The organism is Amycolatopsis thermoflava N1165 (genome assembly GCF_000473265.1).
Lineage (GTDB): Bacteria > Actinomycetota > Actinomycetes > Mycobacteriales > Pseudonocardiaceae > Amycolatopsis_E > Amycolatopsis_E thermoflava.
Window position 1 is genome coordinate 8641499 of sequence record NZ_KI421511.1, and the last position, 21531, is coordinate 8663029.

Annotated in this window: 24 protein-coding genes; 16 read left to right on the forward strand and 8 right to left on the reverse strand. The window is 71.0% G+C overall.

Features of this window, described 5'->3' with window-relative positions:
• Positions 1-100 precede the first annotated feature (100 nt).
• Genes AMYTH_RS0143000 through AMYTH_RS0143010 form a run of 3 tightly spaced genes read left to right on the forward strand, consistent with a single transcriptional unit; the run spans position 101 to position 3622 of the window.
• Positions 101-2341 (forward strand): xanthine dehydrogenase family protein molybdopterin-binding subunit, encoded by a 2241-nt coding sequence (locus tag AMYTH_RS0143000; RefSeq protein WP_027935435.1) that lies wholly within the window; start codon positions 101-103, stop codon positions 2339-2341.
• 1 nt (position 2342) lies between these two features.
• Entirely contained in the window at positions 2343-2813 is a 471-nt protein-coding gene (locus AMYTH_RS0143005; RefSeq protein WP_017983258.1) for a (2Fe-2S)-binding protein, read from the forward strand.
• The gene (locus AMYTH_RS0143010; protein WP_027935436.1) at positions 2810-3622 is read left to right on the forward strand and encodes an FAD binding domain-containing protein; all 813 of its coding nucleotides are present in this window, start codon (positions 2810-2812) and stop codon (positions 3620-3622) included. The genes AMYTH_RS0143005 and AMYTH_RS0143010 overlap by 4 nt, the downstream gene beginning before the upstream one ends.
• A gap of 33 nt (positions 3623-3655) precedes the next feature.
• Here the strand turns inward: AMYTH_RS0143010 and rraA are convergent, their stop codons facing one another.
• Both rraA and AMYTH_RS0143020 read right to left on the reverse strand, forming a co-directional pair.
• The gene (gene rraA / locus AMYTH_RS0143015; protein ID WP_027935437.1) at positions 3656-4126 is read right to left on the reverse strand and encodes a ribonuclease E activity regulator RraA; all 471 of its coding nucleotides are present in this window, start codon (positions 4124-4126) and stop codon (positions 3656-3658) included.
• The gene (locus tag AMYTH_RS0143020; RefSeq protein ID WP_027935438.1) at positions 4123-4422 is read right to left on the reverse strand and encodes an ArsR/SmtB family transcription factor; all 300 of its coding nucleotides are present in this window, start codon (positions 4420-4422) and stop codon (positions 4123-4125) included. The genes rraA and AMYTH_RS0143020 overlap by 4 nt, the downstream gene beginning before the upstream one ends.
• A gap of 46 nt (positions 4423-4468) precedes the next feature.
• Here AMYTH_RS0143020 and AMYTH_RS0143025 point away from each other — a divergent pair, with 46 nt between their 5' ends.
• The gene (locus AMYTH_RS0143025; protein WP_027935439.1) at positions 4469-5074 is read left to right on the forward strand and encodes an HAD family hydrolase; all 606 of its coding nucleotides are present in this window, start codon (positions 4469-4471) and stop codon (positions 5072-5074) included.
• A 216-nt stretch (positions 5075-5290) separates the two neighbouring features.
• On the opposite strand, the gene AMYTH_RS0143030 is transcribed toward AMYTH_RS0143025, so the two are convergent.
• Positions 5291-7090: a sigma-54-dependent Fis family transcriptional regulator gene (locus AMYTH_RS0143030; protein WP_027935440.1), complete on the reverse strand. Its 1800-nt coding sequence runs from the start codon at positions 7088-7090 to the stop codon at positions 5291-5293.
• A 140-nt stretch (positions 7091-7230) separates the two neighbouring features.
• Between AMYTH_RS0143030 and AMYTH_RS0143035 the strand changes: the two genes are divergently transcribed.
• The 10 genes from AMYTH_RS0143035 (at position 7231) to AMYTH_RS0143080 (ending at position 17086) form a co-directional block, all read left to right on the forward strand.
• Positions 7231-7476 carry a hypothetical protein gene (locus AMYTH_RS0143035; protein WP_027935441.1) on the forward strand — a complete coding sequence of 82 codons (246 nt, stop codon included), beginning with the start codon at positions 7231-7233 and terminating at the stop codon, positions 7474-7476.
• Between the two features lie 67 nt (positions 7477-7543).
• A complete protein-coding gene (locus AMYTH_RS0143040; protein ID WP_123685807.1) occupies positions 7544-9193 on the forward strand; it encodes a ferritin family protein in 1650 nt (549 codons plus the stop codon).
• 58 nt (positions 9194-9251) lie between these two features.
• Positions 9252-10292, forward strand: a complete 1041-nt coding sequence (locus AMYTH_RS0143045; protein ID WP_027935443.1) for an NADH:ubiquinone reductase (Na(+)-transporting) subunit F — start codon at positions 9252-9254, stop codon at positions 10290-10292.
• Between the two features lie 12 nt (positions 10293-10304).
• On the forward strand, positions 10305-11474 hold the full coding sequence (locus AMYTH_RS0143050; RefSeq protein ID WP_027935444.1) for a ferritin family protein: 1170 nt from the start codon (positions 10305-10307) through the stop codon (positions 11472-11474).
• A gap of 8 nt (positions 11475-11482) precedes the next feature.
• Complete coding sequence (gene mimD, locus AMYTH_RS0143055) at positions 11483-11842, forward strand: propane 2-monooxygenase effector subunit MimD (protein ID WP_027935445.1); 360 nt, start codon at positions 11483-11485, stop codon at positions 11840-11842.
• 33 nt (positions 11843-11875) lie between these two features.
• Entirely contained in the window at positions 11876-12913 is a 1038-nt protein-coding gene (locus AMYTH_RS0143060) for an amidohydrolase family protein (RefSeq protein WP_027935446.1), read from the forward strand.
• Positions 12910-13626, forward strand: coding sequence for a metal-sulfur cluster assembly factor (locus tag AMYTH_RS0143065; RefSeq protein WP_027935447.1), 717 nt, complete (start codon positions 12910-12912; stop codon positions 13624-13626). Before AMYTH_RS0143060 ends, AMYTH_RS0143065 begins: the two co-directional genes overlap by 4 nt.
• Complete coding sequence (locus tag AMYTH_RS0143070; RefSeq protein WP_027935448.1) at positions 13623-14648, forward strand: NAD(P)-dependent alcohol dehydrogenase; 1026 nt, start codon at positions 13623-13625, stop codon at positions 14646-14648. Before AMYTH_RS0143065 ends, AMYTH_RS0143070 begins: the two co-directional genes overlap by 4 nt.
• 28 nt (positions 14649-14676) lie before the next feature.
• On the forward strand, positions 14677-16368 hold the full coding sequence (groL, locus tag AMYTH_RS0143075; RefSeq protein WP_027935449.1) for a chaperonin GroEL: 1692 nt from the start codon (positions 14677-14679) through the stop codon (positions 16366-16368).
• Between the two features lie 25 nt (positions 16369-16393).
• A complete protein-coding gene (locus AMYTH_RS0143080) occupies positions 16394-17086 on the forward strand; it encodes a GPR1/FUN34/YaaH family transporter (RefSeq protein ID WP_228685228.1) in 693 nt (230 codons plus the stop codon).
• Between the two features lie 55 nt (positions 17087-17141).
• On the opposite strand, the gene AMYTH_RS0143085 is transcribed toward AMYTH_RS0143080, so the two are convergent.
• Genes AMYTH_RS0143085 through AMYTH_RS0143095 form a run of 3 tightly spaced genes read right to left on the reverse strand, consistent with a single transcriptional unit; the run spans position 17142 to position 18745 of the window.
• Positions 17142-17411 carry a DUF6510 family protein gene (locus tag AMYTH_RS0143085; RefSeq protein ID WP_017983242.1) on the reverse strand — a complete coding sequence of 90 codons (270 nt, stop codon included), beginning with the start codon at positions 17409-17411 and terminating at the stop codon, positions 17142-17144.
• A 1-nt stretch (position 17412) separates the two neighbouring features.
• Positions 17413-18144, reverse strand: coding sequence for a ferredoxin reductase (locus AMYTH_RS0143090; protein WP_027935451.1), 732 nt, complete (start codon positions 18142-18144; stop codon positions 17413-17415).
• Position 18145: 1 nt separating this feature from the next.
• Complete coding sequence (locus tag AMYTH_RS0143095; RefSeq protein ID WP_027935452.1) at positions 18146-18745, reverse strand: sulfite oxidase-like oxidoreductase; 600 nt, start codon at positions 18743-18745, stop codon at positions 18146-18148.
• An 80-nt stretch (positions 18746-18825) separates the two neighbouring features.
• On the opposite strand from AMYTH_RS0143095, the gene AMYTH_RS0143100 reads away from it, so the two are divergent.
• Positions 18826-19668 (forward strand): LLM class F420-dependent oxidoreductase, encoded by an 843-nt coding sequence (locus AMYTH_RS0143100; RefSeq protein ID WP_027935453.1) that lies wholly within the window; start codon positions 18826-18828, stop codon positions 19666-19668.
• On the opposite strand, the gene AMYTH_RS0143105 is transcribed toward AMYTH_RS0143100, so the two are convergent.
• Both AMYTH_RS0143105 and AMYTH_RS0143110 read right to left on the reverse strand, forming a co-directional pair.
• The gene (locus tag AMYTH_RS0143105; RefSeq protein ID WP_027935454.1) at positions 19669-20178 is read right to left on the reverse strand and encodes a CGNR zinc finger domain-containing protein; all 510 of its coding nucleotides are present in this window, start codon (positions 20176-20178) and stop codon (positions 19669-19671) included.
• Between the two features lie 13 nt (positions 20179-20191).
• Positions 20192-20557 (reverse strand): DoxX family protein, encoded by a 366-nt coding sequence (locus tag AMYTH_RS0143110; protein WP_027935455.1) that lies wholly within the window; start codon positions 20555-20557, stop codon positions 20192-20194.
• Positions 20558-20616: 59 nt separating this feature from the next.
• Between AMYTH_RS0143110 and AMYTH_RS0143115 the strand changes: the two genes are divergently transcribed.
• A complete protein-coding gene (locus tag AMYTH_RS0143115) occupies positions 20617-21438 on the forward strand; it encodes a class I SAM-dependent methyltransferase (RefSeq protein ID WP_027935456.1) in 822 nt (273 codons plus the stop codon).
• The last annotated feature ends 93 nt before the right edge of the window (positions 21439-21531 follow it).

Sequence of the window (21531 nt, forward strand, 5' to 3'; positions counted from 1 at the left end):
CAAGATCCTGCCAAAGCCTTCTTCCGTGGGGCGAACCCGAGGGTGACTTCCGTCGCTCCAGGAGGCATGATCGCGAAGTATCCGTAGTGGGAGGCCAGTTTTGAGCATCGTCGGCACCAGGGTGGTCCGCATCGAGGACCAGCAGCTGATCACGCAGGGCGGGACCTACGTCGAGGATCTACGGGTGGAGGCGCTGACCGGCGCGGTGCACGCGATGTTCGTGCGCAGCCCGATCGCGCACGCCCGCATCGCCTCGATCGACACGTCGGCCGCGCTGGAGGCGCCCGGCGTCGTCGCGGTCTACACGGCCGCCGACATCGATCTCGCCCCGCACAAGGCGGGCCCGGTCGTCGAACCGTGGCTCGCCGACGGCGTGGTCCGCTACGTCGGTGAGCCCGTCGCGCTCGTGCTCACCGAGGAGCGCTACCAGCTCGCGGACGCCGCCGAACTCGTGGACATCGACTACGACCCGCTGGACGTGGTCGCGAGCATCGACAGCGCGCTCAGCGACGAGACTGTGCTGTTCGAGGACCAGGGCACGAACGTGCTGCAGACCACCGGCGGCGAGTTCGACGACAAGGCTTTCGACGACTGCGAGGTCGTGGTCACGCAGACGATCCTGAACCAGCGCGTCGCCCCGGCGCCGCTGGAGGTGCGCGGCGCGGCCTGCGCGTGGGGCGAGGACGGCCGCCTGACGCTGTGGCTGTCCACGCAGAACGCGCAGATCTCGCGGTCCACCGTGGCGAAGGGGCTCGGCGTCGAGTCGAAGGACGTCCGCGTCATCACGCCGGACGTCGGCGGCGGGTTCGGCGCGAAGATCGGCTCCGACCCGGAGGCGGTCGTGCTCGGCTGGGCGTCGAAACGGTCCGGGCGGCCGGTCCGCTGGGTGGAGACCCGCAGCGAGAACCTGGTGTCGATGACGCACGGCCGCGCGCAGCAGAACACCGTCACCATCGGCGGCCGCCGCGACGGCACGGTGCTCGCGTTCCGGCTGGAGGTCGTGCAGGACGCGGGCGCCTACCCGCGCACGATGTTCCTGCCGACGCTCACCGAGCTGATGGGCACCGGCGTCTACCACTTCCCGAAGGTGGAGACGAGCAGCCGGGCCGTGGTCACCAACACGACGCCGATCGCGGCCTACCGGGGCGCGGGCCGTCCCGAGGCGACCGCCGCGATCGAGCGCGCGATGGACCTGTTCGCCACCGAGATCGGCATGGACCCGGCCGAGGTCCGGCGGGTCAACTTCATCCGGCCGGAGGAGTTCCCGTACTCCTCGCCGACCGGCGCCACCTACGACACCGGCGAGTACGCCAAGGCGCTGGACAAGGTCCTGGAGGCCGGCGGGTACGCCGACCTGCGCGCCGAGCAGGCGCGCCGCCGCGAGGCTGGCGACCCGGTGGCGCTCGGGCTCGGCATCGCCGCCTACGTCGAGATCACCGGCGGCGACTCGGGCGGCGAGAGCGGGCGACTGCTGATCAACCTGGACGGCTCCGTCACCGCCTACACCGGGTCCTCGCCGCACGGCCAGGGCCTGGACACCACGCTGACCATGCTGCTGTCCGACCAGCTCGGCGTCCCGATGGACAAGATCACCATCCGGCACGGCGACACCGACGAGGTGCCCAAGGCGATCGGCACGTTCGGGTCGCGATCGCTGCAGCTGGGCGGTTCCGCCCTGCGCCAGGCCGCCGACCAGGTCATCGAGCAGGCCCGCGCGCTGGCCGCGGACCGGCTGGAGGCGTCCCCGGACGACGTCGAACTGTCCGAGGGGGCGTTCCAGGTGCGGGGCGCGCCCGCCAGCGGCTCGGTGACCTGGGCGCAGCTGGCCGAACAGGCCGAGCTGACCGCGGACGTGTGGTTCGGCGACGGCACCCCGACGTTCCCGTTCGGCGCGCACCTCGCCGTCGTCGAGGTCGACACGCTCACCGGGAAGGTCGAGCTGAAGCGGATCATCGCGTGCGACGACGCGGGCCCGATCGTCAACCCGCTCGCCTTCCAGGGCCAGCGGCACGGCGGGCTCGGCCAGGGCGCGGCACAGGCGCTGCTGGAGGTCATGAACTACGACGCCGACGGCAACCCGACCACAGCAACCCTGGCGGACTACTCGTTCATCACGGCGACCGAGCTGCCCGACTTCGAGCTGGTCGACTCCGAGACCCCGACGACGCGGAACCTGCTTGGCGTCAAGGGGATCGGCGAGGCGGCGACCATCGGCTCGACCCCCGCGGTGCACAACGCGGTCGTCGACGCGCTGTCCCACCTGGGCGTGCGTCATCTCGACATGCCCACCACCCCGCTGCGGGTCTGGCAGGCTCTCACCGACGCGAGGAAGGCGAACTGAAGTGAAGGTCTCGATCGAGATCAACGGCACGACGGTCTCCGAGGAGGTCGAGGACCGCACCCTGCTGGTCCACTTCGTGCGGGAGCAGGCCGGGCTGACGGCGACGAACATCGGCTGCGACACCACGTCCTGCGGCGCGTGCACGGTGCTGCTCGACGGTGAGTCCGTGAAGTCGTGCACTGTCCTGGCCGCGCAGGCCGACGGGCACTCGGTCACCACGCTGGAAGGCCTGCACGGCGAGGACGGCGACCTGCACCCGGTGCAGCGCGCGTTCCGCGAGGAGCACGGCCTGCAGTGCGGGTTCTGCACGCCCGGGATGATCATGGCGTCGGTATCGCTGCTGGACCACAACCCGAAGCCGACGCGCCAGGAGGTGCGCGCGGGGCTGGAGGGGAACCTGTGCCGCTGCACGGGTTACCACAACATCGTCAACGCGGTGATGAACGCGTCCGGGCAGGAGGTCCAGCGGTGATCCCGGCCCAGTTCACCTACCGGCGGGTGTCCTCTGTGGACGAGGCGCTGGCCGCGGTCGCCGAGCACGGTGACGACGCCAAGCTGCTGGCGGGCGGGCAGTCCCTGCTGCCGCTGATGAAACTGCGCTTCGCCGCGCCCGAGGTGGTCATCGACATCGGCCCGCTCGACGAGCTGCGGTACGTGCGGGCCGAGGGCGGCGAGATCGCGATCGGCGCCATGTCGCGCTACCACGACCTGCACCGCGACCCGGTGCTGGCCGAGCACGCGCCGCTGCTCGCGCACGTCGCGGGCGAGGTGGGGGACCAGCAGGTGCGCCACCGCGGCACGATCGGCGGCTCGCTGGTCCACGCCGACCCGGCCGCCGACCTGCCCGCGGCGGTCCTCGCCGTGGACGGGGTCCTGGTCGCGCGCGGCCCGGACGGCGAGCGGCGGATTCCGGCGGCCGAGTTCTTCCAGGGGCCGTTCGAGACGCCGCTCGCGCCGGAGGAGCTGCTGACCGAGGTGCGGATCCCGGCGCAGGGCGGCGCCGGGTGGGGGTTCGAGAAGTTCACGCGGCGGTCGATCGACTGGGCGATCGTCGGGGTCGTCGTCGCCGGGAGCGCCGTGTCCTTGATCAACATGGGCGGCACCCCGCTGCGTGCTTCGGCGACCGAGGCGGCACTGGCCGACGGCGCTTCGGCCGCCGAGGCCGCCGCGCTGGCCGCGGAGGGCACCTCCCCGGCCGACGAGGCCCACGCGACGGCCGAGTACCGGCAGCACCTGGCGCGGGTGCTCACCGAGCGGGCGCTGGTTTCCGCAGGTCGTTGAGTCCGGGGCGGGCCGGTTGGGCCCGCCCCTCGCTCAGCTCTCCAGCAGCACGATGCCGTCGTCGTCGGCGTAGAGCATGTCGCCGGGGTGGAAGGTGATCCCGCCGAAGCCGACCGGCACGTCGACCGCGCCGTTGCCCGCCTTGCTGCTCTTGCGCGGGTTGGTGCCCAGCGCCTTGATGCCGATGGGCAGGCCGGCGAGCACCGCGCTGTCCCGCACCGCCCCGTTGATCACCAGGCCGGCCCAGCCGTTCTCCACCGCCGAGCCTGCGATGAGGTCGCCGGTGAGCGCGGTGTGCAGCGAGCCGCGCCCGTCGACCACCAGCACCGCGCCCTCGCCCGGTGTCGCGAGCACCTGCTTGACCAGGCCGTTGTCCTGGTAGCACGAGACGGTCCGGACCCGGCCGGAGAACACCCGCTGCCCGCCGAACTGGCGGAACTGCGTGTCGCACACCCGGAGCTTGTCGCCGTGCTCGTCGACCAGGTCGGCGGTGGAGGAGGTCACTCGGATCGCCTTTCGTCGTGGTGGGCCTGCCGGATGGAGTCCAGGAGGCCGGGGAACCGCGCGCTGACCTCGTCCCGGCGCAGCCGCACGAAACTGCCGTTGCCGGCGTCCCGCTGGTGGATGAGCCCGGCCTGCCGCAGCACGCGCCAGTGGTGGGTGCGGGTCGACTTGGCGACCGGCAGGTCGAACGAGGCGCACGCGTGCTCGCCGTCCGGCCGGTCCAGCAGGTCGACGACCACCCCGCGCCGGTGCGGGTCGGCGAGCGCCGACAGCACGGTGCCGAGATCGAGGTCCATCGCGTCCCCTTGTCGTAGGTACGAAGATGATAGTACCTTGCCCGGCATGCTCATGGTCTTCGACATCAACGAAACCCTGCTCGACCTCGCGCCGCTGGACGACGTCCTCGGCGGCGCGGAGGTCCGCACGCGGTGGTTCGACCTGCTCATCCACACCGCGCTGGTGGTCACCGCGAGTGGCCGGTACCAGGACTTCGCGCAGCTCGCCGGCGCGTGCGCCCGGACCGTCGCCCCCGAGGCGGACGTGCCACGGCTCGCGGCGACGCTGCGATCCCTGCCGCCGCACCCGGATGTGGAGCCCGCGCTGGCCGAGCTGCGCGACCAGGGGCACCGGCTGGTGGCGCTGGGGAACTCGCCGCAGGCGGTGATCGAGGCGCAACTCGGGGACCTCGGTTTCGACGCGATCTACTCGGCCGAGTCGGCGGGCGCGCTCAAGCCGTCCCCGGCGGCCTACGCGCTGGTCGAACACGCCGGCGAGCCGCCGGTGATGATCGCCGCGCACGACTGGGACATCGCCGGCGCGCAAGCCGCGGGAATGCGCACGGCCTTCGTCACCCGCGACGGCCGCCGTCCGCTGCCCGCCCACCCGAATCCGGATTGGACGGTCACCGACCTCGCCGAGTGGGCCCGCTCCCTGCGCACCACCAGCTGAGTCCGCAGGTGTCCGCTCGCGCCCGCGAGTCCGCGTTCCCCCGGCGCAAGTCGCGCGCTCGCGCGCGCGAGGTGCCGCTCGCGAGTCCCGCCTTCCCGCGCGAAAGTCCACGTTCCTTACCGCGAACGCTCCCCGCTGAATGCAGAACTCACGACGCTGAACGTGGAACTCGGCGTGCTGAACGTGGGACTCGCGGCGGTGAGCGTGGGACTCGCGTCAGTGGACCGGCGTGACGATTCCGTACTCGTGGATCTTGCGGTAGATCGTCGCGCGGGAGATGCCCAGCAGTTGTGCCGCGCGGGCCTTGTTGCCGCCCGCGTCCTCCAGGCTGCGCACGATCGCGTCGCGCTCCACCGCCTCGAAACGGTTCAGTGGGCGGCGCGCGATGGTGTGGTACTCGGCCGGCAGGTCGGTCGGGCGGATGGTGCCCGTGCGGCGCCGCTGGGTGATCTCCCGCAGCACCTGGTGCAGCTGCGCCGTGTTGCCCGGCCAGGACGCCCGCATCAGCAGGTGCATCGCCTCCGGTGAGCACGTGACCTGACCGCCGTGTGACAGCTTGCTGAGGAACAGCGGCACCAGCTCGGCCAGGTCCTCCACGTGCCGCCGCAGCGACGGCACCCCGACCGTCCGCGGGAAGAACGCGAGCAGCTCCGCCAGCCGCGGGCTGCTCTCGGCCTCCGGCGTCAGCGTCAGCGCCACCCACGGCCCGTCCGGCCGCGGCACCTGCCGCAGCGCGGCGACCAGCGCACGCAGGTCCTCGTCGCCCAGCCGGTCGGCGTGCCGGATCACCAGCGTGTCCACCGGGTCGTCGAGCAGCTCGTGCCGCACGTCCGCGGCCCAGTCCGGTCCCGCCTCTGCCGCGTCGAGCGTGTGCAGCCGCCCGGCCGGGTTGCGCCGCCGGTGCACGCCCTGCGCCAGCGTGTGCTTCCCGACCCCCGGCTCGCCGGCCAGCACCAGCCACTCGCCGCTGGTGAAGCTGCTGTCGACGGCGTGGCAGCTGCGCGACCACGTCGGCGCCGACCCGGCCACGCCGGGCAGGAACATCGGCACGGCGGGCAGCGTGACGCCCGCGCCCCCGTCGTCGGTGTCGACGAGCTGCACCGACAGCACGCCGCCGGCGATCTCGCCGGTCCGCTCGCCCGCCACGCGACGGCAGTACATGCGCACCTTGCCGCCGCTGGACAACACGATCGTCTCGGTGGCGCGCCGGGCCGCGGACAGCGCCTGCTTGGCGTGCCCGAGCACGAGCGACTGGTCGGCCGGGTCGAGGAGCTGGCGGGCGGCGTCGTTCATCATCACCACGTCGTCGTTGAACGCGATCACGATCCCGGTGGTGCGACGGCAGGCCTGCAGGTAGGTCTGGAACAGCACCAGTTCGCGCATGGTGCTGTGGGTGAGCAGCGCCTGCCGGATCTGCTCGGCGGTCGACCTGGCGAGCGCGACGAGCAGCCCGCCTGCGTCCTTGCGCCAGCAGGTCAGGTCGACGGCGCCGATCGTCTTGCCGGAGATCGGGTGCTGGATCGGCACGCCGGCGCACGCCAGGTTCTCCAGGTTCTCCGCGTAGTGCTCGTGCCCGAACACCTGCGTCGGCCGCCCGTCGGCGAGCGCGGTGCCGATCCCGTTGGTGCCGACGAACCTCTCGCCGTAGCTGAACCCGGGCGCCAGCTCCACGCGCTGCAGGTGCCGGTGCAGGTCGTGGTCGCCGGTGCGCTGCGTGAGCACGACCCCGGACTGGTCGGTGAGGATCATGCTGATCGGCTGCCCCTCGAGCTGGTCGCCGAGCCGTTCGAGCACCGGTTGCGCGCCGCGGATCAGCGGGGTGTCCAGGTCCTGGTCGCCGGTGTAGGGCAGGTCGATGCGGTCGGCGGGCACCTGGAACTCGCGGGAGCGCCACCAGGACGCGAGGATCGCTTCGCGGACCTGCCCGGGCTCGACCGCCTCGGCGGTGAGGAAACGCAAACGGGTGCGCGCCAGCGTGACGTCGTCGAGCACCGCGCTGCCCCGGTCGTGGTCCACCCTGACCTCCTGCCGCTGCCCCGAACAGGGTAGTCGAACACCGCCGTTGTGTCCCGGGTCACAAGGTAACCCTCCACGGCGGTCGCACCGCGTCTCAAATTGAGACACGCCCCCGTCCGGGGCAGGCGTGGGATGGGTCCATGCCCGAGGAAACGTACAACCCGTGGACGGTCGTGAACGTCGTGTTCCACCACCTCGTCGACCAGGGCCTGCACCCCACCTTCGGGGACGGGCACCCCGGCGATCCGGCGGCGGAACTGTTGCGCGCCCTCGGTATCACGCCGGAAGCGGAGGGCGACGCCCGGCAGAAGACCGCGGTGCACGACCACCTCGCCGAGCTGCGCCGATCCGTGTTCGGCGAACCTGAACCGCCTGTCTCATATTGAGACCCGCACGCGCCGGTGCGCGGCCTCCAATAGACGGTGTAGGACTTGTGCCCACCTAGGAGTGATCATGAGCCGCCAAAGTGTGGCGAGAGCCCATCAGAAGATCCAGGAACTGTCCTGGGAACCGGCCTACCACGAGCCGGTATCGCAGTACGGGACGGACTACACGTTCCGCAAGGCGAAGAAGAAGGATCCGCTCAAGCAGGTCCTGCGGTCCTATTTCCCGATGCAGGAGGAGAAGGACCACCGCGTGTACGGCGCCGAGGACGGCGCGATCCGCGGCAACATGTTCCGCCAGGTCCAGGAGCGCTGGCTGGAGTGGCAGAAGTTGTTCCTGAGCATCATCCCGCTGCCGGAGATCTCGGCGGCGCGCGCGATGCCGCTGCTGTTCCGCACCGTGCCGAACCCCGAGCTGCACAACGGCCAGGCGATCCAGATGATCGACGAGGTCCGGCACTCGACGATCCAGCAGAACCTCAAGCGCCTCTACATGAACAACTACATCGACCCGGCCGGCTTCAACTCGAGCCTGCGCAACTTCCAGAACGACTACTGCGGCACCATCGGCCGCCAGTTCGCGGAAGGCTTCATCACCGGTGACGCCATCACCGCGGCGAGCATCTACCTGACGATCGTCGCCGAGACCGCGTTCACCAACACGCTGTTCGTGGCCATGCCGGCGGAGGCCGCGGCGAACGGCGACTACCTGCTGCCGACGGTCTTCCACTCGGTGCAGTCCGACGAGTCCCGGCACATCAGCAACGGTTACGCCACGCTGCTGATGGCGCTGTCCGACGAAAGCAACCACCAGCTGCTCGAACGCGACCTGCGCTACGCGTGGTGGAACAACCACGCCGTGGTCGACGCCGCGATCGGCACGTTCATCGAGTACGGCACCAAGGACCGCCGCAAGGACCGCGAGTCCTACGCCGAGATGTGGCGCCGCTGGATCTACGACGACTACTACCGCAGCTACCTCGTGCCGCTGGAGAAGTACGGCCTGGTCATCCCGCACGACCTGATCGAGGAGGCCTGGAACCGCATCTGGAACAAGGGCTACGTGCACGAGGTCGCGCAGTTCTTCGCCACCGGGTGGCTCGCCAACTACTGGCGCATCGACCCGATGACCGACGAGGACTTCGAGTGGTTCGAGCACAAGTACCCCGGCTGGTACGACAAGTACGGGAAGTGGTGGGAGAACTACAACCGGCTGTCCGTGCCGAACGGGCACCACCCGATCGTCGCCGAGGACGTCGACTACGTGTACCCGCACCGGTGCTGGACCTGCATGGTGCCGTGCCTCATCCGCGAGGACACCGTGATCGACAAGGTCGACGGGCAGTGGCGCACCTACTGCTCGGAGCCGTGCCGCTGGACCGACGCGGAAGCGTTCCGCCCGGTCTACCAGGGCAGGCAGACGCCGAACATGGGCCAGCTGGTCGGCTCCCGCGAGTGGGAGACCCTCTACCACGGCTGGAACTGGGCCGACGTCGTTTCCGACATGGGTTTCGTGCGCGACGACGGCAAGACGATGGTCGCGCAGCCGCACCTGAACCTCGACCCGAAGAAGATGTGGACGCTGGACCACCTGCGGCGCATGCCGGAGGTGCAGAGCCCCAACGTGCTGCTCAACCAGATGACCGACGACGAGCGGTCGGCCTTCATCGCCGACTACAACCGCCAGGGACCGGCCGGGCGGCCGGCTCCGGCGAACTGATCGCACCGCGGGCCCCGGGCGAACCGGGGCCCGCGCGCCGGGACACGAAGGGGTGTCGATGGGCGACAAGCACGTGGTGCGCTTCGAGCCGGTGGGGATCGAGATCGAGGTCGACGAGGACCAGACCGTCCTCCGGGCCGCCGCCGAGCAGGGCGTGATGCTCATGCACGGCTGCAAGGAGGGGCAGTGCGCCTCGTGCAAGTCGTTCATCCTCGAGGGCGACGACGTGGAGCTCGAAAGGTACTCCACGTTCGCGCTGCCGGATTTCGAGAAGGAGGAAGGGTTCACGCTGCTGTGCCGGGCGCACGCGTACGAGGACCTGACCATCGAACTGCTCAACTACGACGAGGAGATGATCCACTCCGGACTGCCGATCCAGACCGCGGTGGCCGAGGTCGTGGCCAACGAGCCGGTCACGCACGACATGCGCCACCTCGTGCTGAAGCTGGTCGAACCGGCCGCGCTGAAGTACTTCCCCGGCCAGTACCTGGACTTCGCGGTGCCCGGCACGGACGAGACGCGCTCGTTCTCCATGGCCGGCCTGCCGACCGACGGGCACCTCGAGTTCGTGGTCAAGATCTACCCCGGCGGCCTGTTCTCGCAGTTCCTGGACTCCGGTGTCGCGGTCGGTGACCGGCTGGAGGTGACCGGGCCGTTCGGGGTGTTCACCCTGCGGGACGCGCCCGGCGCGCCACTGGTGTTCGTCGGCGGCGGGGCGGGCATGGCGCCGATCCTGTCGTTGCTGCGGTCGATGGCCGCCCGCGGCGGCGAGGTGGCCGCGCGCCGGACCACGTTCTACTACGGCGCCCGCCGCAAGCAGGACCTCTGCTTCGAGGCGGAGCTCCACGGGCTGGAGCAGGCCCTGCCCGCGTTCACCTACGTGCCCGCGCTGTCCGAGCCCGGCGACGACGACTGGGACGGCGAGACCGGGCTGATCACCGACGTCGTGCGCCGCCACGAGACGGACCTCGCCGGCGCCGACGCCTACGTGTGCGGGCCGCCGCCGATGGTCGAGGCGGCCCTGGAACTGCTGCCCGCGCTCGGGGTCGCGGACCGGCGGATCTTCTACGACAAGTTCACCACCACCGGCGACGAGTGAAGGAACAAGCCCATGACAGCGACGCAGGAACGCAGCGTGCCCAAGCCCGTCTTCACCGACGCCGAAGCGGGCGCCAAGGTCTTCCCGGACTCCGGGGCGCGCCGGTTCAACTACTTCAACCCGGCCAAGCGCAAGCAGAGCCACTACGAGGACGTCACCGTCGAGGTGCAGCCCGACCCGCGGCACTACCTGTCCCAGGGCTGGTTGTACGCCTTCGCCGACGGGCGCGGCGGCTACCCGCTCGAATGGACCGCGCTCAAGGCGTGGGGCTCGGACCGGCCGGTGCCGGAACGCGGGCCGGGCTCGGGCGGCAAGGGCTACGACTGGCCCGCGCTGGGCTGGCACGAGTTCCGCGACCCGAACGAGGAGTGGGAGCTCACGCTCTACCGCTACAACGCCAACGTGGTGCGCCAGCTCAACCAGAACGTCGAGGCGGCCCGCCAGTCGAACGCCTTCGACCAGTGGAACCGCAACTGGACCCAGTTCGTGGCGCAGCACGTCGGGGCGTGGATGCACGTCGACCACGGGCTGGGCCTGTACCTGTTCGCCAACGCCAACCGGCGCGCCCCGACGAACATGCACAACAACGCGATCTCGGTCAACAGCATGCACAAGATCCGGGCCGCCCAGGACCTGGCGCTGTACAACCTCACCCTCACCGAGGAGATCGAGGGCTTCGACGGCACCGCGCACCTGGCGACGTGGAACGACGACCCGGCCTGGCAGGGTGTCCGCGAGGTCGCCGAGCAGCTGACCGCGATCGACGACTGGTGCGAGGCCGTCTTCGCGGCCAACGTCGTGTTCGAGCCGCTGGTCGGGGAGCTGTTCCGCAGCAACCTCGTGCAGCAGGCGGCGCCGGCCAACGGCGACTTCGTGACCCCGACCCTCATCGGGGCCGAGGAGTACGACTACGCCGAACGCGACCTGCGCTACACGCGCGCCATGTTCGAGCTGCTCGTGAACGATCGCGAGTTCGCCGAGCACAACACGAAGATCATGCAGGACTGGCTGAGCACCTGGGTGCCCCGCTGCATCAGCGCCGCCAGGACGCTGCAGCCGCTCTGGTCGCAGCCCGACGCCAAACCGTCCCGCTTCGAGGACGGACTCGACCGCGTGAAGAGCCGCTTCAGCGGCATCCTGTCCGACCTGCGTCTGCAAGCACCGAAGGAGCTGGCCCAGTGACTACCCAAGTGCGCGCCGAGAGCCCGTTCAAGTCCGACAACACCGCGTCCAACATGTGCGGCTTCACCTTGATGAACAACCAGGTCGGCGTGATCGTGGCCGAGGTGATGGGCGCCAAGGACAACGTGCAGATCACCCACCTGCCGTCGATGATCCGCGTGGACGCCCGCAACCGGATGGACGTGGTCTACAGCGAGATCGACGAGGCCGCCGGCGAGGAGGAGGGCTGGTTCAACTCCGCCGAGTTCGAGGAGAGCATGTCCACCCACTATGGCCGGATGGTGCACCTGGACGACCGCACGATCATGTTCGCCAACCCCGAGGACGCGGCCGAGTACCTCGACTTCGACCTCAAACCGATCCGCTGACGCCGACCACCACAACGGAGTGAGGGCAGGAGAATGTACGAAAAGGACGGCGAGAAGTACTTCGTGGTCGACGGGCACACCCACTTCTGGGACGCCAGCCCGGAGAACTGGGTCGAGGGGCAGGAGGAGTACGCCAAGGGCTGGATCGAATGCTTCCACGCCTACCAGGGCCTCGGCCCGGCGGACACGCACTGGCCGATCGACCGGTTCCAGAAGTACTCCGAGGAACTGATGATGCACGACCTGTTCGAGGCCGGGCACGTCGACGTCGCGATCTTCCAGCCGACGAACCTGCGCCAGTGGTACAAGAACGGCTTCAACACGACCGAAGTCGACGCGGCGCTGGCCGAGAAGCACCCTGGCAAGTTCCTCGTCAACACCTACTTCGACCCGCGGGAGGGCGACGCGGGCATGAAGGCTTTCGAGGAACGCGTCAAGCGCTACGGCTGCAAGGGCGTCAAGCTCTACACCGCCGAGTGGCTGGGCGACTCCCGCGGCTGGAGCCTGAAGGACCCGGAGGCGTTCCGCTACCTGGAGAAGTGCGAGGAGCTGGGCGTCAAGAACATCCACGTGCACAAGGGCCCGACGATCTGGCCGCTGGACAAGGACGCGTTCGACATGTCCGATGTGGACCGCGCATCGACCAGCTTCCAGGGGCTCAACTTCATCGTCGAGCACGTCGGTCTCCCGCGCATCGAGGACTTCTGCTTCATGGCGACGCAGGAGCGCAACGTCTACGCCGGCCTCGCGGTCGTCGTCGGCGGGCTCATGCACGCCCGGCCGAAGTTCTTCGCGAAGGTGATGGGCGAGCTGATGTTCTGGCTCGGCGAGGACAAGCTGATCTTCGGCGCCGACTACGCGATCTGGGAGCCGAAGTGGCAGGTCGAAGGCTTCGTCGACTGGCAGATGCCCGCCGACGAGGAGCTGTCCGACTTCGCGCCGCTGACGGTGGAGCAGAAGAAGAAGATCCTCGGACTGAACGCCGCCCGGCTCTACGACATCGACGTGCCAGCGGAGCTCCGGCTCGAGGCGCCGAAGGTGGTCGAGCCCGTCGGCGTGCCGAACCCGTGACCGCCATCGAGGAGGTCCGCGCGTGCCACGCCGCGGTGTGGCACGCGCTCGGCACGGTCCGCGATCCCGAGCTGGACGAGCCGCTCACCGATCTCGGGTTCGTCGCGCGGTGCGAGGTGGACGGCGGCCGGGCGGCGGTGGAGCTGCGGTTGCCGACCTACTTCTGCGCGCCGAACTTCGCGTTCCTGATGGTCGCCGACGCCTACGACGCCGTGTCCGCGGTGCCCGGCGTCCGGAGCGTCGAGGTGCGCCTGGTCGACCACTTCGCGGCCGAGGCGATCAACCGGGGCGTCGCGGCGCGGGCGGGGTTCGTCGCCTCCTTCGCGGGCGAGGCGGTGAACGAGCTGGACGAGCTGCGGGCCACGTTCGTCCGCAAGGCGGTGCTGGCCGGCACCGACCGGGTCTGCCGGGCGCTGATGAAGTCCGGAGTGGACGGTGACCGGCTGGCACGGATGACGCTGGGCGAGGTGCCCGCGAGCCAGGACCGGGAACGGCTCCGGGCCAGGCGCCGGGAACTCGGGCTGCCGTGCGGGGACGGTGACCCGCTGCTTGTCGACCCGGAGACCGGCGAGGCGGTGCCACCGTCGGACGCGGCGCGGCACCTGGGATTCGCGCGGCTGACGCGGGCCGGCCAGGAGGCCAACTCCGGGGTCTGCCGGGACATGCTGCGCGTGCGGTACCCGCACATCGGAGAACAGGAGGGCGCACGATGAAAGCGGTGCGGCTGCACGCCTACCACCAGCAGCCGGTGATCGAGGACGTTCCGGAGCCGCAGGCCAAGGAGCCCTTCGACGTCGTGGTGAAGATCGGTGGCGCGGGCGTGTGCCGGACCGATCTGCACATCATCGAGGAGCAGTGGGCGGAGAAGTCCGGTGTCACGCTGCCCTACACGATCGGGCACGAGAACGCGGGCTGGGTGCACGAGATCGGGCCGGGCGTGACCAACGTGGCGGTCGGCGACACGGTGATCCTGCACCCGACGCCGACCTGCGGGCTGTGCCACGCCTGCCGCGCGGGCAACGACATGCACTGCGAGAACTCGGTCTTCCCCGGCATCGACTCCGACGGCGGGATGGCCGAGTACCTGCTCACCTCCGCCCGTGCGTGCATCAAGCTCGACCCCAGCACGCAGCCCGCGGACGTCGCGGCGCTCGCGGACGCCGGCATAACCGCCTACCACGCGGTGCGCAAGGCGGTGCCGCAGCTGTACCCGGGCACGGTGTGCGTCGTCAACGGCGCCGGCGGGCTGGGGCACATCGGCATCCAGTCGCTGCGCGCGCTGACCGCGGCCACCGTGGTGGTCGTCGACCGCAACGCCGAAGCGCTCGAGCTCGCGGCCGAGCTCGGCGCGGACCACACGGTGCAGGCCGACGGCAAGCAGGTCGACGCGGTGCTGGACCTGACCGGCGGCAACGGCGCCGAGGTCGTGCTCGACTTCGTCGCCGAGCAGGGCGCCCAGCAGGACGCCTTCGCGATGACCCGGCGCAACGGCTCGCACTTCGTCATCGGCTACGGCAGCAACATCGACATCCCGACGATCGACATCATCTCCACCGAGCGCAACGTGATCGGCAACCTGGTCGGCACCTACAACGACCTGGTGGAGCTGATGGTGCTGGCGCAGGCCGGGAAGGTCACGCTGCACACGAAGAAGTACCCGCTGGACGCGGCACTCGACGCGCTGGCCGATCTGGACGCCGGCCGCGTGCGGGGCCGGGCGATCCTCACCCCCTGACCACTCGCAGCGGAGGAGTGACGAAACGATGGCGAAGGAACTGCGGTTCGGCGCGGACGCCCGGGACCTGCTGCTGTCCGGTGTGGACAAGCTGGCCGAGGCGGTGAAGTCGACGCTGGGCCCCAAGGGGCGCAACGTGATCATCGAGAAGATCACCGGTTCGCCGGTGGTCACCAACGACGGCGTCACCATCGCCCGGGAGATCCACCTGAAGAACCAGTTCGAGAACATGGGCGCGCAGCTGGTCAAGGAAGCCGCGATCAAGACCAACGACGTGGTCGGCGACGGGACCACCACGGCGACGGTGCTCGCCCAGGCCATCGTGCGGGAGGGCATGGCGGCGATCGCGCGCGGCGGCAACCCGGTGCTGGTCAAGCGCGGCATCGACCACGCCGTCGGCCGTCTCGTCGAGCACCTGGAGAAGGTCGCGCACCCGGTGGTCACCGAGCACGACTACGCCCGGGTCGCGGCCATCTCGGCCAACGACGACGACGCGGTCGGCGCGGTCATCGCGAAGGCGCTGCACACCGTCGGCGACACCGGCGTGGTCACCGTCGAGGAGGCCCCGCGGATCGGGATGACCGTCGACTTCGTGGAGGGGTTCGAGTTCGACAACGGCTACCTCTCGCCGTACCTGGTCACCGACCCCGGGCGGCTGGAGGCGGTGCTCGACGAGCCCTACATCCTCATGTGCAGCGAGAAGATCACCAAGGTGCAGCAGCTGATGCCGTTGCTGGACAAGGTGATGCGCGCGCCGCGGCCCCTGGTGGTGATCGCCGAGACGGTCGAGGGCACCGCGCTGAGCATGCTCGTGCACAACCACGTCAACGGCACCTTCCAGGCGTGCGCGATCCGGGCGCCCGGCTTCGGCGACCGGCGGCTGCACAAGCTGGAGGACCTCGCCGCGGTCGTCGGGGGCGCGGTGCTGTCCAGGCAGTCCGGGTTCACGCTGGAGACGATGACGCTGGAGCACCTCGGGCGGGCCCGGCAGGTGCGGGTGACCGAGAACAAGACCACCATCGTCGGCGGGGCGGGGTCCGCCGACGACGTCGAGTTCCGCGTCACCCAGCTGCGGGCGGAGCTGGAGCGCGCCCAGTTCGGGGTGGACGAGGACGTCCTGACCGAACGCATCGGCGCGCTGACCGGGAAGGTCGCGATGATCCACGTCGGCGCGGCCACTCCGGCCGAGCTGAAGGAGTTGCAGCACCGGGTCGAGGACGCGTTGTCCGCGACCAGGGCGGCGATGGCGGAGGGCATCGTCGCCGGTGGCGGGGCGGCGTTGCTGCACGCCGAGAAGGTGCTGGCCGACACCGGCCTGGCCGGTGACTACGCCACCGGGGCGGAGATCGTGCGGCGGGCGCTGGCCGAACCGGCGCGGCTGATCGCGGCCAACGCCGGCTACCCGGCCGACGAGGTGGTGGCGCGCACGCGCGACCTCGGCCAGGACGAGGGTTTCGACGCGTTGCTCGACCGCTACGGCAACATGATCGAGATGGGGATCATCGATCCCCTGCGGGTGTGCCGCTCGGCGCTGCAGAACGGCGCCTCGGTGGCCGGGCTGCTGCTCACGACCAACTCGCTGGTCGCCGAGGAGCAGACCCCGTGGGGCGGCAGCCCCGCGCTGATGACCGAGTTCGGTCCGCTGGACGAGGGGCTGCACCAGCCCTCGCCCGATTCCTCTACGCCGCAGTCGCTCGGGATGGGCCCGTCGGTGGGTTGATCCCGTGCCCGTGAGGTGGAACGTCATGTCAGAGACAACGCACAGCACCAACGTCCATCCGGAATCCGTTCCCCACGTCCAGGACCTGCGGGCGATCGTCGAAGCTCCCGGTCACCCGGCGAGCGTCGTGGTCGGCGCGGGCGGAGATCCGCTGATCCTGGCCCTGCCGATCTTCGCGGTCGGGTCCCTGGCACTGGGCATCGCGCTGACCGGGGTGATGCTCCCGCTGGCCGCGCTCGGCGCGGTGGTGCCCATCGTGCTCTTCGCGACCGGCGTCGGGCTGATCATCTCAACGGTGTGGGCGGTGCTGCTGGGGCAGACGATGGTCGCGGGCATCACCGGCACGTTCGGCGGGTTCTGGCTGAGCCTGGGCGGGTTGCTGCTCGGCCTGACGCACAACTGGTTCGGGCTGCGGCCCGAGGTGGCGGTCCAGACGCAGGAGATGTTCTTCATCTGCTGGGCCTGCCTGTTCGTGTTCCTCCTCGTGCCGTGCCTGCGGTTGCCTGCGGTCTACCCGCTGATCGTCGGGCTCGTGGTGGCCGCGCTGGCACTGGGCGCGACGGCGCTGCACGTGGGCGACGCGTCCCTGTTCAAGTTCTCCGGGTACGTGGTCCTGGCGTTCGCCGCGCTGGGGTTCTACGCCTTCGTCAACGTCGGGCTCACCGCGATGGGAGCCCGCAAACCCTTCCCGCCGCTGGGCAGGCCGCTGCTGTCCTGACGGTGGTCGCGAGCGTGCGCCGGGAGCCGGCCGCGACTCCCGGCACACGCGCCCATCAGGCTCCGGGCAGCGGCACCCGCAGGCTGGACGTCCCGGTGAGGTCCAGCCACGCCGCGTCCGGGCCGCGCACCAGCTTCAGCACCACCGCGTCGCAGCCGGCGCAACGGGCCACCAGGCCCGGCGCGTGCCGGTAGACGCGCAGCGACGCGACCGCGTCGACGCGGCCGCAGGCCACGCAGCGGGTCGTGGCGGCGGTGATGTCCACGGCGAAGATCTCGCCGGCCGGGCCGGCCAGGACGTTGCCGTCTTCGAAGGGCTCGCTCATGTCAGCTCCCGCTGGGCCCGAAGCGTTCGGTCTTGACGCGCCGCGGATCGTGGCCGAGCGCGACGAGCACGTTGGCCACCGCCTCGACGAACCCGGTGGGCCCGCAGACGAAGCACTGCGGCGCGAACTCCGCGGGCCAGCCGGCGGTGTTGACGTCGGCCACCCCGATCCGGTGCGGCTCGCCCGGCCAGTCCGCCGGGCCCTTGCGCGAGTAGACGAACGTGACGTCCAGCCCCGCCTCGGGGCGGCGCAGCTCGCCGGCGTAGTACACGTCCTCCGGGGTGCGCACCGAGTACAGCAGCTTGAACGGCGCCCTGCTGCCTGCCTGGCGCCGAGCCCGGACCATCGCCATCAGCGGCACGATCCCGGCGCCGCCCGCGACCAGTAGCACCGGATCGGGTGACGCCGGCCGCCACACGAACCACCCGCCCACCGGGCCGCGCAGCTCGACGCGGTCGCCGGGCGCGAACACCTCGGTCAGGAACGGCGACACCTCGCCACCGGGCACCCGCTGCACGGTGATCTCGACGCGCTCGCCGTCGGCCGGCGCGGCGATCGAGTACGTGCGTGTGGTGCTGTAGCCGTCCTCGGCGGTGAGCCGGACGTCGACGTGCTGCCCGGCCAGGTGCCCCGGCCAGCCGGGCACGTCCAGCACGAGGGTGCGCGCGGTGGGCGTCTCGTCGCGCACCTCGGCGAGCCGTCCCACCCGCCACGCCAGCTTGCCCTGGACCACGTCAGTCCCCCTGGTAGCGCTGCTCGCGCCACGGGTCGCCGTAGCTGTGGTAGCCCGCGGCCTCCCAGAACCCCAGGTCGTCGTCCAGCATCAGCCGCAGGCCCTTGACCCACTTCGCCGACTTCCAGAAGTACAGGTGCGGCACCAGCAGCCGGGCCGGGCCGCCGTGCTCGGCCGGCAGGTCCTCGCCCTCGAACTCGTAGGCGATCCACGCCTGGCCGTCGAGCAGGTCCTCCAGCGGCAGGTTCGTCGTGTACCCGCCGTGGGATTCGGCCATCACGTAGTCGGCGGCCGTGTCCACGTCCGCCAGCAGGGTGTCCAGCGAGACGCCGCGCCAGCTGGTGCCGAACTTCGACCACCGCGTCACGCAGTGGATGTCCACCGTCGGCGTCTCCGACGGCAGCGCCTTGAGGTCCGCCCACGTCCACTCGTGCTTCTGCCCGGTCTCGGTGGTGACCGTGAAGCGCCAGTTCTCCAGCCGCACCCGGGGCGTCGGCCCGGCGGAGAGGACGGGGAAGTCCTCCACCAGGTACTGCCCCGGCGGCAGCTTCTCGTCCGCCGACCGCGCCCGGCCCTGGAACCCGGGTGTCACAATCCCCATCCGCTTCCCCTTCCTCGTCCCGCGAGTCTATGCCGTGCTTTACTAGAACGTGTTCTAGTCGTCGGGGACGGGAGGCTGTCGTGCGGTTCGGGGTCGTGTTGTTCACCAGTGACCGCGGGATCACGCCCGCCGCGGCGGCGAAGGCGGCCGAGGACGCCGGGTTCGACTCGTTCGCGGTGCCGGAGCACACGCACATCCCGGTCCGGCGGGAGGCGGCGCACCCGGGCACCGGCACCGCCGAGCTGCCCGACGACCGGTACCTGCGCACCCTGGACCCGTGGGTCGCCCTCGCCACGGCGGCCTCGGTGACGACGCGGATCACTCTGTCGACCGCGGTCGCGCTGCCCGCCGAGCACGACCCGATCACCCTGGCCAAGACGATCGCCTCGCTCGACCACCTGTCCGGCGGCCGGGTCGTGCTCGGCGCCGGGTTCGGGTGGAACGTCGACGAGCTGACCGACCACGGCGTCCCGGCCGGGCAGCGGCGCGCGGTGGTGCGCGAGTACCTGGAGGCGATGCGGGCGCTGTGGACCGACGAGGAGGCCGCCTACGAGGGCGCGCACGTCCGGTTCGGCCCGTCCTGGGCGTGGCCGAAACCGGCCGGGGAGGTGCCGGTGGTGATCGGCGCGGGCGGTACCGAGCGGACGTTCGCCTGGATCGCGCGCTCCGCCGACGGCTGGCTGACCACGCCCCGGGACCACGAGCTGGACGACAAGGTGCGGCTGCTGCGCAAGATCTGGCAGGACGCGGGCCGGGTGGGCGAGCCGCGGGTGGTCGCGCTCGCCGGGCGGCCCGACGCGGAGGTGCTCGCGCACTGGCGGTCGCTCGGGGTCACCGAGGTGCTGTTCGGGCTGCCGGACCGGGACGCCGACCAGGTCGCGGCCTACATCGCGAAGCTGGGGGAGCGGCTGCGGCTGGGCTGATCAGGCGCGGGACCGGTAGGCCCGCATCTTGTGCCGCGCCCCGCAGATGTCCATGCTGCACCAGACGCTGTTGCCGGCCGGGGAGCGGTCGTAGAACAGCCACCGGCACTCCGGCGCGCGGCACGGCTTCAGCCGCCGCGCGCGGCCGGTCACCTCGGCGCGGAACAGCACGTCGAGCAGCCGCGCGATGAGGCCGTCGACGCCCTCGCCCGCCGGGGCCAGCGCGGGACCCGGCCAGCGCGGCCCGGCGACGGTCGAGGCTGCGAAGTCGTTCAGCTCGGCGGCGACGTCCGCGCCGTCCAGGTGGTCGCGCAGCGTCTCGCGGAACCGGACCAGCCGCGCCAGATCCCGCTCGTCCAGGGTCAGCTCGCCCAGTTGGTGCTCGGCCAGCCAGCCGCGGGCCGACCCGGGCGTGCCGAAGTGGTCCTCGCCGTGGAGGAAGCGCGCCGAGTTGCCGAACACCTCGAGCGGACGCAGATCGTCCGGCGCGGCGGGGCGCGAGTAGGCCATACGGGCAGGTTACCTAGCCCGCCAGCCGCCCCACCGCCACGAACACGCAGACCGCCAGCACCAGCAGGTTGACCGCGCTCGTGCGGTACTCGCCCAGCTTCGCGTGGCTGATCGCCGCCCCGGTCATCACGACGGCGAGCCCGATCGCGGCTGCCGGCGTGAGCACGGGCGCGATGCCGGTCGCCCCGGGCAGGACCAGCCCGAGCACCGCGGCCAGCTCCGCGGCGGCGACCGCCCGGATGACGGGCAGCGGGAAGAACACCACCCCGGTCTGGCCGGTGTCGAGCATCCGCTGCTTCGACTGGGTGGACTTGAGCGATCCGGACACCAGGAACAGCGCCGCGAGCAGCCCCTGGCAGATCCACAACACGACGTTCACCTGACACGCCTCCTTTCATCTCACCCACCGGACGAGGCCGCCCGGGCTAACGTGACGGCATGGCCAACGAGGACGAGGCACGCGACTGGAACGGCGACACCGGCCGCTACTGGGCCGACCACGCCGAGCACTACGACGCGATGCTCGCGCACCTGACCCCGCACCTCCTCGACGCCGCCCGGATCGAGCCGGGCGAGCGGGTCCTCGACATCGGCTGCGGGTGCGGCACCACCACGCTGCTCGCGGCCGGGCGGGGCGCGGCCGTCCTCGGCGCGGACCTGTCCGGCCCGATGCTCGCCGTGGCGCGGGAGCGCGCCGCCGGGGTCGACGGGGTGCGGTTCGAGCAGGCTGACGTGCAGGTCCACGACTTCGGCGCCGGCTCGTTCGACCTCGCGCTCAGCCGGTTCGGGGTGATGTTCTTCGACGACCCGCTCGCCGCCTTCACCAACGTCACGCGGGCGCTGCGGCCGGGCGGGCGGCTGGCGTTCCTGTGCTGGCAGGACCTGCGCGAGAACGAGCACCGCGTGCTGGCGCTGGACGCGATCGCCCCGCACGTCGACACCGCCGATGCCGTCCCGCCCGGCCCCGGCCCGTTCTCGTTCGCCCAGCCGGGCTACCTGCGCGAGCTGCTCACCGGCGCGGGGCTGACCGGCATCGCCGTGGACGACGTCCGGGCGCCGGTCCGGCTCGGCGCCGATGCCGCGGCGGCGGCCGATTTCCTGCGCCGCGGCGCGATGCTGCGGACGATCTTCGGGCGCTACCCGGCGGAGACGGTCGAGCGGGCGGTCGCCGCGCTGACCGAGGCGCTCGTCCCGCACGAGACGCCCGACGGTGTGCTGCTCGGCGCGGCCACCTGGCTGGTCACCGCGCGCCGGCCGTGACGGCGGAGGAATCCCTTCTGGACACCGCACGCTGACTCCACAGTGGAGGAGTGGGGTTCGTCTCGCGGGCCCGGAAAACGATTGCTCCTGCGG

Coding starts and splice junctions, on each gene's coding strand:
- AMYTH_RS0143020 (WP_027935438.1), bottom strand. CDS start 4,422: ATGGACCTCGATCTCGGCACCGTGCTGTCGGCGCTCGCCGACCCGCAC.
- AMYTH_RS0143025 (WP_027935439.1), top strand. CDS start 4,469: ATGCTCATGGTCTTCGACATCAACGAAACCCTGCTCGACCTCGCGCCG.
- AMYTH_RS0143035 (WP_027935441.1), top strand. CDS start 7,231: ATGCCCGAGGAAACGTACAACCCGTGGACGGTCGTGAACGTCGTGTTC.
- AMYTH_RS0143040 (WP_123685807.1), top strand. CDS start 7,544: ATGAGCCGCCAAAGTGTGGCGAGAGCCCATCAGAAGATCCAGGAACTG.
- AMYTH_RS0143045 (WP_027935443.1), top strand. CDS start 9,252: ATGGGCGACAAGCACGTGGTGCGCTTCGAGCCGGTGGGGATCGAGATC.
- AMYTH_RS0143050 (WP_027935444.1), top strand. CDS start 10,305: ATGACAGCGACGCAGGAACGCAGCGTGCCCAAGCCCGTCTTCACCGAC.
- AMYTH_RS0143060 (WP_027935446.1), top strand. CDS start 11,876: ATGTACGAAAAGGACGGCGAGAAGTACTTCGTGGTCGACGGGCACACC.
- AMYTH_RS0143070 (WP_027935448.1), top strand. CDS start 13,623: ATGAAAGCGGTGCGGCTGCACGCCTACCACCAGCAGCCGGTGATCGAG.
- groL (WP_027935449.1), top strand. CDS start 14,677: ATGGCGAAGGAACTGCGGTTCGGCGCGGACGCCCGGGACCTGCTGCTG.
- AMYTH_RS0143080 (WP_228685228.1), top strand. CDS start 16,394: ATGTCAGAGACAACGCACAGCACCAACGTCCATCCGGAATCCGTTCCC.
- AMYTH_RS0143085 (WP_017983242.1), bottom strand. CDS start 17,411: ATGAGCGAGCCCTTCGAAGACGGCAACGTCCTGGCCGGCCCGGCCGGC.
- AMYTH_RS0143095 (WP_027935452.1), bottom strand. CDS start 18,745: ATGGGGATTGTGACACCCGGGTTCCAGGGCCGGGCGCGGTCGGCGGAC.
- AMYTH_RS0143105 (WP_027935454.1), bottom strand. CDS start 20,178: ATGGCCTACTCGCGCCCCGCCGCGCCGGACGATCTGCGTCCGCTCGAG.
- AMYTH_RS0143115 (WP_027935456.1), top strand. CDS start 20,617: ATGGCCAACGAGGACGAGGCACGCGACTGGAACGGCGACACCGGCCGC.